Raw genomic sequence first — 12582 nt, forward strand, 5'->3', positions numbered from 1 at the left:
GTATCTCATGCTTTTTTCCAATTTGGCGGCGGCCAATATCTTGGTTGTTGGGATTTTGGTCTTTGTCTAGGTTCAAAAGTTTCAATAACGAACATGATCCCTCCACAACAAGGGCATGTATTTCGCTTTTTTTCTGTTGCGTTATTTGCATCTTCCACTGTTTCTGATGGCCCATTTGGGTGGTGTAACTGTCGGCGGATATGATCGATACTGGCTTTACGTGATTGACTTGCAAACAGACCAGTATGACGAATGCGATGGAACCTATGTGGTAAAACATGGATTAAAAAGCGGCGGATGAACTCATGTACAGTGAGTGTCATGAGTTTTTGTCGCTCTTTTCCACTTTGTCGATAATCCTTGTATTTGAAAGTGACATTGCTGTTTTCCATCTTAATCAATCGGCTGTTGGATATGGCCACTCTGTGGGTATAGCGCGATAGATAAGCCAAGACTGTCTCTGGGCCTGCAAAGGGTTGTTTAGCATAGATAACCCAATCCGACTTTTGGTGCGGTTTGAGGAAATCGGTAAAGGCATTGATATCTGACAGGCTAGCATGCTTGCCAAAGAATTTGAGCTTACCTGCTTTATGCGCCGCTACAAGTTGTTCCAAAAACAATCGTCTGAACAATCTTGAGAGAACTCGTACGGATAGAAAGAAGCCAGGTTTGCAGGATATCCATCGACCATCCTCATTGATCCCACCGCCCGGTACAATCATGTGTATATGCGGGTGGTGAGTTAAGGCACTGCCCCATGTATGAAGCACCGATGTCATGCCTATCTTTGCACCCAAATGCTTTTTATCTGCTGCAATGGTCAACATGGTTTGTGATGAGACCTTGAATAACAGATCATAGATGATGGATTTATTCTGGTAGGCGATATCGGCTATAGCCGCTGGCAGTATGAAGACAACATGATAATAGGGCACATCCAACAAATATGCTTGTTGAACTTCCAGCCATTTACGCGCTGTGGCACCCTGACACTTGGGACAATGTCTGTTGCGGCAGGAATTATAGGCAATAATTGTATGAGAACAATCAGCACAGCGCTCCACATGGCCACCAAGTTCTGCCGTACGACAGTGTTTAATCGCTGACATGACCTTTAACTGACCAAGGCTGATATGACCCGCATTGACTTTACGCCAATGGCTACCATGACTGCGAAAGATGTCCGCAACCTCCAAATTGATAGACATGCAGAGGTATCAGGCTATTAGGTCGATATTCCATCTAGATGGCCGGATGCTGTAATCCTGTCTAGCGGGCTCATAACCGAACCAATGGTTTGTGTGGCCACTTGCGTATAGAGCGCTGTTGTATCCAGCTTTGCATAACCGAGTAGAGCCTGAATAACACGAATATCGATATCCTGTTCCAATAAATGCGTTGCAAATAAATGTCTGAGTGTATGCAGTGAAACACGCTTGTTGATCTCGGCCATATGAGCTGCGGCATGACAAGAGCGGTTTAATTGTCTTGTTGTTAGGGGTGAACCTAAAACACGGCCGGGAAACAACCATCCTCCGTTCAAACCATTGTTTGGTTTGTAAGCCTTCCAGTAATCGCGCAGCAATATCAGCAAGTGTGGTGAAAGCATTACATATCGATCTTTACGTCCTTTGTCCTGTTCAACGCGGATAAGCATGCGGGTGCTATCAATATCTGTTGGCTTTAATGAAAGAACTTCAGATGCTCGAAGACCAGCGCCATAGGCAATTGATAATGCTGCTTTGTATTTTAGATTGGGAGCTGCTTCTAAAAAACGCACGACTTCTTCTGGGCTTAAAATTACAGGTAACTTTCTTGGCTGAGAAACAAATGGCAGTACCTTCACAGCATCATCGCGTCCAAGCACTGTGACAAACAAAAACCGCAAGGCTGACATTGTTGCATTGATCTTTGTCGGAGACGAACCATTCTTGGCCATATGAAGATGATACTTGCGCAGATCTTCATTATTGGCATTATCTGGGGAACATCCTAAAAACACCGCCAACTGTTCTACACAACGCAGATAATCTGTTCGCGTCTTCTCAACAAATGAACGCAATTGCATGTCCTCTACCATTCGCTGACGAAGTGGGCTGACTTTGGGATCAATTGTTGGGTTAACTGCAATACTTGGTTCTGTGATATTGGTACGCATGGTAATATTCCTGTCTGATTTGAGGTTAAACACCCCAATCATCAGGAAAATCTCACGCCATGTGACCAAAATCAGAAAACATGGTTATTGCGCACTGCCTAAGTAACTGGAAACAAAGTCTGCACGCCGCAAATATACCGCGGAGCGGTTTAGTCCGATGGCACATTGGAGACAGCTACTAATAAACCTGTTTCGATCACGCGGTAGATTTATTGCATAAAACTTAACTCAGTTTAGTTCATCAATCCGGGATTTAGCCAGCCGAGCATAAATGCTGGACGGGTACAGTTTGATGAATTCCTCAAGTACGGCGACGGATGATGTATTTTGTATTACACCCCAGACATCTCCCGGTTTCTCGGTCGGCGCTGTTGGTTCGAGTTTTGCTTCTTCTTCATCTGGCAGCTTATCTGGTTGCCGGATAGCCTGATCGTCTGATTTTTCAATTCCTTCAACCAATTTGTTGATCGCCATAATGGTTTCATCTTTGCTTTTTCCATCGATCTTACCGTTATAAACGCCGGCGCCGCGAAGTACTTTTTGCAGCTCTTGTCGATAGGCGGAGCCCCATTTTTCGTATCTGGTTGCAATCGTTGACCCAGCTTCCTCGCTACCTCCCAATTGTATTGCGTCAATGCTATGTTCTGCGGATTTTTTATCATCGATTGGAACGGTTTGACCGATATAATAAAGAGTGCTCTGCAACAGATGTGCTCGCCAGTTGCCTGCTTCCAAACTCTCGTTCAACTGCTCTAAGGCCCAGTCAATCTTTTCTGGAAAAACTTTTTTGCGCAAAACCAATCGTGCAAAGTGTGACATGCTTGAGTAGTTTTTGTTTTCCGCTGCCGCTTCATACATAAATGCAGCAGCTTCAAGATCTTCATCGTAAATTTCATAAATGATGCCCATCTCATTTTGCGCGGCTGAATAATTCTGCGTCGCGAGCAGCAACAGTTCTTTTTTCCCTTTCTCAAAAGATTCATCATTGTCACCGTCAACAAATGTTAGAAGACGAGCAATTTGATAATTTATTTGCAGATTACCCGCATCAAGCGCCCGTTCAGCACGGCAGACCTCCAGTGCGTCAAGAATATAATCGTTTCCCAAGTCGTATAATTGGGCACCCGTCAGTCCATGCCCCGATATATTTTGCGGATCTTCAACATCGGCAGCTAACGCATTACATGTAGGCTGTTTTTCCGAACGGTCATAGGGACCAACATCTGCTAGCTCCCTGTCTTTGAGTTCTTGTTTCAGAAGTTTTGCTTCTAACGCTTCGATCTTCAAAGAGCTGTGACGATATCCAAGTTGTGTAGCTTTGTTATAAAGCTTTATCGCTTCTTTTGGGTCAAATAACTCACCCTCTGAATTGCCGTATAGATTTGCCAGAGCTAGAACCGCGTCGGGAATTCCAGCATCGATGGCATAGGTATAATAGAGTTCTGCCGACACAAGATCCATTCGGTTTAGGTGGTTGCCTGAATAAACACTCGCAAGAACCATCGCCGCCATATCATTTCCAGATTCCAATTCATTCTGTAGAAATGCAATACCCTCATTAATTTTCAAATCGTTTTCATTGTCTGTGAGATAGAAATCAGCCAATCCAAGTTCAGCCAAATCATCCCCCAATGCCGCAGCTTCTTCTAGGAGCATTTTACCTTTGACGGTGTTCTTTTCGACCAAGTATCCGTTCATATATTCAGCGCCCAATAACGCCATCGCTGTGGGATATTTCTTGGCAGAAATCTGTTCAAGCAATGCAATCGCTTCAACTTCTGTGGCGCGCTGGTCAATCAATGTCAAAAAGAGTTGAAACTGGTTTTGCAGGTCATCAGGATTTTGCAACACAGCTGCCCGACAAATATCTTCAGCAAGATCCCTGTGGTTTTCTAACTGCCAACGATTGACATTGATGCCGGTCTTATTTCGTATATCCCAACGGCTTGCTGCCAGCTTATCACACTGGTTGGTTTTTCTTGTGGGCGACATCGACAAAGAATTACCGCCAGTAGATTTCAGTTGAACAAGCATCTTTTTCGCCTGTGCAACATAATTTCCATTGGGATATTTTTCCAAATAATTTGCGAACGCATCTGGTGTTTCGACTATTTTTGTCGCGAGCCAATAGTTTTCTTCATGTGCTGAAGCAAGGGTCGAATCGGAGTTTTCGGCGACTATGAGTTTGTTTACATCCTCGCTCGGCGGCTCGTCACTTGAACCAAGGGCAGCGGCGGTATCTTGTTTGGGACGCGGTATCTCATCAACATAAGGCGGTAAATCGCTGGCATCACGGGGATCATATCCACGTTCCATATCAAAGGGGCGCCTTGCCTCCCAGCGCCAGCCAGCCTTTTTATGCGGGTTCGGCCAGAGGTTATAACCTATTTGATTTTTCTCAGTAAAAAATCTCTTTAGATGAATATCACGAAACCCCGGGGGACCCTGCCTTATGAGATAAGCTTGCGCAGGATCGTTTCCAGTCGGATCAAAAACCAGAACGGGATAATCAACATATGGCGATTTCGCATATTGGTTTTCGGGTCCGTGATGGGTCACTAGCCCACCGGTATATCCGGTTTCCTGTTCGACAGCTCTGTTGATTGCTTCGACGACGGTCCATTGCCGAGGGCTGATAAAACCACGTAGTGAATCAAATTCAGATTTTTGAACGCCCACAGTCTCTCCTGGACTACAATTGGGGTATCCATTGGGTTTCACCGACGTTGAAAGGCTGCACTGGTCCGTATCAAACGGAAAGCCAATCGCAAGAAGATCATAATCTGCGGTAAGATATGGGCGAACCTTAAGATCACTCGTATCATCCGCTAAAACCAATAATGGATTGTCGAGCAAATTTTTACCTCTGGCAAAATCAACGCTTACCTCTTGCAAATCCCCTTTTGGATCAAACACGGCCTTATTGTCATTGGCGGCATTGCGCCAGTCATAAAATTTATCTCCACAATTGAAAAAAATACTTGATTCCGCATCTTCGATATCCGGGTCCGTCACAACGGTGCATTCGCCATATACCGTTTGTTTAACAAGCCCGCGTGTGACGGCGTAGGTTCGATCAGATTTTTCGGGATGAAACGTTGTTGTGCTTTCTTTTGTTTCCTTATTGTATTTTATTATTTGCTCATCACGGCGATCAGCATCTTTGATAATGCGCCAAAGTTTGCTGTATTTCTGATCGAAGGGTATGTATCCGATTTGAGGACCCCAGTTTGAACTCTTGCCTTTTACATTCATACCTTTAGCAGCCGCATTGTCTTGAAGTAATTGGGTCGAACTGCTGTTGACGGGGCGGGCAAGGATGATAACATTTCGTTCATCTGCAATTTTTAGATATTGTTCTGCGTGAGAAGGCACCATACCTGACCATGTGATGGCTTCTTGTCCGGCAACACGTGCAATGGCAAATTTTGCTGTTGGCATGTAACGCGGAGTTAACTGGCCAGCTTCAGGGAATCCACCTTCAGAAAAAGAACTTGTCTCTGTTTTAAGAAGCGTTGTCACACGTTCCTGAACATTTTTATCCCAAGGAGAATAAGAATGTACCACCCCAGCCTCAAGAGTTTCATGATGGTCTTCGCCTAACCCGCCGTGTTGGCTGACCACGCGCACTGCACCATCGGTCAACGGATCTTGATGAAACACAAGGTCTCGAAGATTGGCTAGGAATGTTTCTGGGACATCCTTGGTCTTATTGTCATCGAATGATCTGGAAAAATCTCCACCTGACAACAAATTACCCGCAAGCATTGCAGGTGAAATGAGCTCAAGCTCGCCGTCGTTACCCATGCCCGGCGAGAGTATGCCAGGTTCCAAAATTACCGTATTACCGACTACTTGTTTGAGCTCGTTGACGTAATCTGCTTCCCTATTGACTGCCCAATATTCAATATTTGCGTCAAGTGCTTGTGCCATGGTTCGCTTATAGACTTGGCGATTATCTTCGTCTGCAAAGTCGAAGTTGTTTTCACCTTGCCAATCAGTTGATTTGCGAAATCCTTCGGCCGTATTCTCCCATCGTCGGAATCGTGATTCAATAAAATCATCAAGCAATGGCCGGTAGTTAAAAAATACCATGCCTGCAAATGAGTAGAGCGCATTATAGAGCTGTAACGGGTCTTTATTGCCTGCACCAAATTCTGCAGAACCGGCCTTAGTCGCAATCGCATAAGCGGGCACTTTGCTGACGCCGATACGCCTCAATGCAGTGCTGCCGGGGCGTAGATCTGATATGGCGCCGGGTTCTGGCTCTAAAAACCACCCAATAGCCGAATTTATCAAATTCAAGCGTACCCATTGGCTCCATGAAGCCTTATCAAATCTTGCCTTGATTAATGCATCCTTGAGTTCCACTAGTTCACTACCATGATGTGGTGTGTTCAGCGTTAGGATGCGATTAATATCACCCTTCATGAAATTTTCTGGGCGCAAATAACTTGAATTATAACCATCGGATGTCCACACCCGCGCTAATAGGCCGCCCATCGAATGACCGATTACAATGGCTTGCGTTGCGGCCAGATTTAATTCGTCTCTGTAATACGCTATGGCCTGTTTTATGCCGCCAATCTTAGTTCCCACTGGCATATGAGGCTCTATATCAGGCGCATCAAACAAAAAACTGGCCTCATATTTGAATGGTTCATAATCAACTAGCGGACTATCCCAGACCACATTTCTGTTTTCTGCAAATGTGCTCCCGGGTCTTTTTTCACTGGTAAATATCCTCTCATCGTTCCGCTCAGAACCGTTTGTTTTCTGATAATTGACCAAAAATGGCAGAAAGCCTTCGTCTTCGAGATGCTTTGCCATTCCCACACCGCCAGGGAATGCATTTACCCATGTTTGGATTGGGTCAGAGAACAGGCCATGTACCAATACAACAGGCGGTCGGGCCAGTATCATTTTGGGTTCCATAGAACTACCATAATCCGAATGGGCTGAGAAGAAAACATCACGAACTTCAAGTATCTTCCCTATTCGTTTTTCCGCTATCAAAGACTTTGGAATAGGCTTTACTTGATCAAAGACTTCCGGCGGCGTATAAAGTGCAAATACATAATGCCTATTGTCAAATGTAATGGTTTCACCGCCAAGTAAAGGCACTAAGTTTCCATTTCCGTTGCCCAACACCTTGACCGTCACTGGCGCGTTTTGATCAATTTCTATCTTGACGATGAGTTGGCTGATGCCGTCTGCGCTTGTACCATCACGGACAATTTTTGCGGTCAATAAATCAGATGGCTTCAGATTATTATCGAAATTTTCCCCGCGCCCAACAAAAAGTGGATTAGCATCCAATAAAGAGAACTCGATAATATTTGCGTTCTGCTCTTTCTCAGTTTCTTCAACCACATTATCTGCGGCAAGAGCCGTTGCCTCTGGTTGTTCAACGTCTACCGGTTTGCGGGCGTAAACATAATGCCGCTCCATATCCCCAGTGGAAATGCGAAGCCGCAAATGGGTCGGTGGTGGTGCTAAATCTGTTTGTTCAAGAATAAGTTCCGATGAACCCGAGAGCTGTTTTGGGATTGACGTTTTTTGTTTGCAAACCTGTTTACGCTCATCTTTTGTCAACACAACAGATTTGAACCTGAGGCGCGCCTTGCTAACAATTTCCTCTCGGTCGTTGCGTGTTTCATAACTATGGATGGAAAAATTACTAGGCCCAACAGAACCGCCACCACACCCCAAACTTCCACTTGCGGACCAGGTAACCGGCACATTAATCTTTTGTCCCTGAAAGATTACCTTAGGAAATTTCGGGAAGTTAATGTTGGATTTGACGTCGTAGGCCAGCAAGATTTCCTTGGGATTATCTAATGGGCCGATCTTGTAAAAAGCTTTATGGTGCTGAGTCTGCTGGGTATCGCCCAAAGTTGATTTATAGTAGACCTTAGTTTGTGGATTTTTCTCGCTGAACGGAACAGTTCGCTCGATAAAACCGGGGTTTTCCGGGTTTGATTTTCCACTTTTATAGTCGACGATTTTCTCGAGAACAAATGCTTCAATTTGCTCCTCGGCTGATTGAGCTAAAGCGTGGCTCGACGGCGACAACAGTTCTAGACTTATCAGAATTAAGAATGCGGTTATTATCAGGCTTCTCATATCTTTGCTTTCTGCTTGGTCAGCACCCAGGCTATTACAACACACCTTTTCAGGCAAGGAAGGCGCAGATTTCACGCTTCGGAACTGTAACTTCAAGCGCATCGTCCACTCCAATACCCAAATACCGAACTGCACTTACAAATTTCGACTACTCTAGTGGAAGCTGGTTAGTGCAAATTGCCAGTTTAGTCCCGTTACAGACATGGTCGGATAACTAGAATCCAAAAAACTCATGATTGAAATCAGGATTTTCGAGATTTATCTAAAACATCTGCTCTCGATCTCGCGCAGTTTTTCAAGAAGCCATTCATCCTTTATGTTGGCTGATAAAGTATCAAATATATCGCTCGGAATCTTTTTGTTAAGTGCCAAAGTATGTAAAACGCCAACATCTTGATCTTGGGAGAGTAAAATAAATAGCTCACGCGAGAGCTTTCTTTTACGGGCCACTTCAGTTCGAACATCCGCATCTTTGTCTTTTGCCAATAGCTTAAGTATCGAAAGTGGTACTGTCTTATTACATATCACCCATTTCTTCATTTCCGGAAATTTTCCAATTACATCACGCCAGACGGTTTCATTCGCCTCCTCATGAGCAGCTCGATGGTATTCGGCTTCTATTTCGCTTTCGCGCAATCGCTTAAATTCTTCTGCAGATGAAATCATAACCCAATGTCCTTACCGGTGGAAGGCAACAAACCCATTATCTGGCATAAATCTGCAATGATAAGCGGCTCCTCGAGCATCTGGTTTCCACCCATTTTCAAATCCAAACTTGATGGCATCGACTACGACCGCGGGAGTGATTGGAATTTGGATGATATGACCGTCAGTCGTGCTCGTCCAACTAAATTGAACTTCGAGTTTCTGACCATGACCGTTAGCGCCTTGAACAATAAGATTGCTATAGCCTGAATCCTCTGAAACCGCCCAATGAAATTGTTGTTCGTTGACGGCAATTGACCGCGAAGCTTTTTTACTGATTGTCATAAAGTTTGCACCACGTTAAGGGCTGCAAGCGACGTTAAATCGGTCTACATATGCCCGATCCATACTCGCAAGATTTTCAAGCTCAGAATTGCATGCAATGGCCAATTTTTTATACGTCAACCCGAGAGGTTGCAGTTCCTCGAGTTCGTTTCTCTTTTTGAAATAGGTTTCAAGAAAAGTTTCCCTATTATAGGCGATGAAATCTTCCTGGATGCTCGTTGGAATATTCTTAGAGAAACATGCATGATAGTCCTTTTCTTTATCTATGGCGGTTAAACGATGATGCTCCACAGTATCATTCCATCGGCTGTATTTGAGACGGCAGTGAAATCGAAAATACTCATGTCGATGGAACACGAACTCGTTCCAAGCCGGGGTGCAGGAGCCACCGCTTGCCTTTCGAGGATTATCTACATTTCTGCACTTGTACTGAGATTGGGAATTGTCGACCAAAGTCCCGCGAATGGTATCGATTGCAGCGTTTAGTTGTTTTATTTCAGTGTTCTTAGCACGTAAGTCGGTCATCTCTCTTAGTAGACAATCAATTCGATTACGCATTGTTTCTCGCTCGTCAGAAAATTTTAGTACCTGATTACACTTAGCCACGAGGTCCTTCGCTTGAACGGGAGGAAAATATGCTGAAAAAGCCACCACCATACCCAATACGAAAATCGAGGCCCATCTCGCAATATCAGTAATCATCTTCATTTTCTCCTCACCAAACTTGAAGTTCTCAGCATTTCATCAATCTTCTCTAAAAAACCTGTCTTGTTCTGCCCAACCACACCAACTCTCATCCTCTTTGCACACGTAGATCCAGTAACCGTCCACATTTTCTGCGTATTCCCAGACTGAAACGCGGAAGCCATAGGGCAGAATAGTCACCAACTCTTCATGGACTGAAGGTTGCATATACACCTCCACATCACTTTCACCAGTAGACGCATATACGTCGGCATTAACAGATGCTTGCCGTTGCAAGTGGTTGGCAACAACGTATCCGCAATCTCGTTCATGACATAGATATGCCCATATGTACCCCATGGACTTGGTCAAATCAGCTATCTTTAGCTCTGTGGTTCCGTTAGCTAATCGACCAACCTCTGCACGACGTGACGTTGGATCAGTGTAGATAATGAGCTGCCGGCCCTCCGGAGCGACAACTTTGTAAAAATTTGTCTTAAAATCTTCAAATTCGGTGCCATCGATTTCAGCGCGGGAAAGCGATCTTGGTTCATCCTCTGGGGTTGAGTTGTTATCATTTTGCCCGGAGCTGGAAGGTTGTTGAGGCGATACTTGCGGGATACTGGCGACATCTCCTCCTGAGCCGTTATCGCAATTATCATTGCTTGATGGCACTCCAAATATATCCACACTATTGGCCGGACAATTGTCTTGAGATGCTGATGGAGCAGGTGTAGGTGGAAAACTTGTTTCACGACCGGCGGGGCTTACTGACAAGGAATCGTACAATGGTCTAATCAAACGAGCGGTCATGTCAATCAGACTGCCGGACGCTATTTCCGAATCCATGCTCGCAATTAATATATATTTTCCCTTAGTTGCTGAAATATATGTATTATTATAGGTGTTTTTACGCCAGCTTGTTGAAAAACCGCCTATATCGCCGATCGAGTTGATGAACCTAGGATTACTTGCCCCACTTGAATCATAATTCGAACCCAACAGCATTTGCGCAGATTTTGCTGATACTTTTTCGTAAACCTGCAGGCGAACTCTAATAATCGGTTCGCCAAATACTCTTGAAAAGCTGATGCCAGAATTACAACCCTCTCCAAAGATCGGCGGATCATAGGGAATGTAAGAATCGTTTTGCTTGTATCCTGTAGGAAGAATATTCCATATCGGTCCGCTCCAAACCGCTTTAATTGCATCGCATGTCACAGCTGCTGATACATGTTTAGTCGAAACAATTATCGAGCTGAAACAGGCAGGCGCAAATAGACAGCAAAATAATATGAAGCTTCTTATAGGTAGCATTAATTGATCCCCATTTTTTGATCTTGGTGGAGTTTTGCGCAATTGGAAGGTCTCAACAATAATGCAAATGCACTATTGCCGTTGACTCAAAATTTGCCAATCTAAGACCATAATGTAAGATCAGTCTACGTAACTGGTTTTAGCTTAGGTTTGTGGGGGCATGACTAAAAACAATACAGACAAAATTCTCTCGATTTCTCAAAGAGCCTATGAAGCCGCAGCCGGTATGATATCGTGGGATCAGGCTTTACAGGAGCTGGTTGATTTTCACGGTGCAGAAGGTGGTGCTGTGTTTGATCTAGACCGATCAAATTTTGAAATATCAAACTGGAGTTCGATCCATCTGCCAGAAAGGGACGAATATCTTGCGGAAATGAATGCGATCAATCCGCGTATGCATTACTCAGCGATGCAAAAAAATACGCATGTATTGACCGATTTTCATTGTATCAGCGCGAATGAAATGGAACGACATGATTTTTATCGATGGCTTGAAAAGCGAAATGGGTTTCGGCACTTTATTGGCGCGCGAATTGCTGATTTTGGAACCTCATCTTGTTTCATGTCGGTCGAGTTTGAGGTGAAAAGAACATCGCCGAGTTTAGAAGCTTTGGAAGATTTTCGCGCAATAAGCCAACACATCGCCAATGTTAAACGGCTGCACCAAAATCGCCATTCCGAAGTTCCTGTAACAACTGTTGATAGTTTTTTATCTGGCACGACTTCGACAGCCTTGTTTTTTCTAGATGAAATAGGTCGTTTCCAACACGCGAATGAGGCAGGCGAATTGATGATCGCGACTGGTGCGCATATTAAAATCATAGACGATTTTCTCATCCTGTTAGACCAGCAATCACAACGCAAATTAGCCGTATATTACAGCTCGATAGGTGAGAAAGAGAGTTGGGCAAGTAGCGAAATATTTATGCCCATTTATGCTGCTACCTCAGAGAGTTCTCCGCCATTTCTTCTCAGGCTTTTCAGGTTACCACAACCGATAATTGGCCCCGGTGGGAAATGGAGTTTTTGGTGCATTTTTGCGCAATTCACGCCAGAGCAAACAGTAAATCTACATGATGCTCTTGTTGGAGTTTTTACGCTTACAGAACGGGAGGCAGAATTTGCAATCGCACTTCATAATGAATTGACGATTTCCAGAGCTTCGGAAAGCCTGAAAATTGCCAGAAACACAGGTAGGGTCCACCTGCAAAAAATTTTCGAGAAAATGAAAATTAACAGTCAAACTGAACTATCGATGATAATTGAGCGTTTGGCCGCCTGGGACCTACCGACGTAAGCTGGATCTG

8 protein-coding genes are annotated in these 12582 nt (G+C 44.4%); 1 reads left to right on the forward strand and 7 read right to left on the reverse strand.

Going from position 1 to position 12582, the window contains the following annotated elements; genetic code table 11:
- Nucleotides 1-5 precede the first annotated feature (5 nt).
- From G3W54_RS01175 to G3W54_RS01205, 7 genes are all read right to left on the reverse strand, one after another.
- The gene (locus G3W54_RS01175; protein ID WP_162651333.1) at nt 6-1208 is read right to left on the reverse strand and encodes an IS91 family transposase; all 1203 of its coding nucleotides are present in this window, start codon (nt 1206-1208) and stop codon (nt 6-8) included.
- A gap of 17 nt (nt 1209-1225) precedes the next feature.
- Nucleotides 1226-2158 carry a tyrosine-type recombinase/integrase gene (locus G3W54_RS01180; RefSeq protein ID WP_162651334.1) on the reverse strand — a complete coding sequence of 311 codons (933 nt, stop codon included), beginning with the start codon at nt 2156-2158 and terminating at the stop codon, nt 1226-1228.
- Nucleotides 2159-2386: 228 nt separating this feature from the next.
- Nucleotides 2387-8386, reverse strand: a complete 6000-nt coding sequence (locus G3W54_RS01185; protein WP_162651335.1) for an anthrax toxin-like adenylyl cyclase domain-containing protein — start codon at nt 8384-8386, stop codon at nt 2387-2389.
- 156 nt (nt 8387-8542) lie between these two features.
- The gene (locus tag G3W54_RS01190) at nt 8543-8950 is read right to left on the reverse strand and encodes a hypothetical protein (RefSeq protein WP_162651336.1); all 408 of its coding nucleotides are present in this window, start codon (nt 8948-8950) and stop codon (nt 8543-8545) included.
- A 12-nt stretch (nt 8951-8962) separates the two neighbouring features.
- Nucleotides 8963-9274: a hypothetical protein gene (locus G3W54_RS01195; protein WP_162651337.1), complete on the reverse strand. Its 312-nt coding sequence runs from the start codon at nt 9272-9274 to the stop codon at nt 8963-8965.
- A 15-nt stretch (nt 9275-9289) separates the two neighbouring features.
- On the reverse strand, nt 9290-9976 hold the full coding sequence (locus G3W54_RS01200) for a hypothetical protein (protein ID WP_162651338.1): 687 nt from the start codon (nt 9974-9976) through the stop codon (nt 9290-9292).
- Between the two features lie 42 nt (nt 9977-10018).
- Nucleotides 10019-11275, reverse strand: coding sequence for a hypothetical protein (locus G3W54_RS01205; protein ID WP_162651339.1), 1257 nt, complete (start codon nt 11273-11275; stop codon nt 10019-10021).
- A gap of 160 nt (nt 11276-11435) precedes the next feature.
- Here G3W54_RS01205 and G3W54_RS01210 point away from each other — a divergent pair, with 160 nt between their 5' ends.
- A complete protein-coding gene (locus G3W54_RS01210; RefSeq protein ID WP_162651340.1) occupies nt 11436-12572 on the forward strand; it encodes a LuxR C-terminal-related transcriptional regulator in 1137 nt (378 codons plus the stop codon).
- The last annotated feature ends 10 nt before the right edge of the window (nt 12573-12582 follow it).

Origin of the sequence: Lentilitoribacter sp. Alg239-R112, from assembly GCF_900537175.1 — a bacterium.
Taxonomy (GTDB): domain Bacteria; phylum Pseudomonadota; class Alphaproteobacteria; order Rhizobiales; family Rhizobiaceae; genus Lentilitoribacter.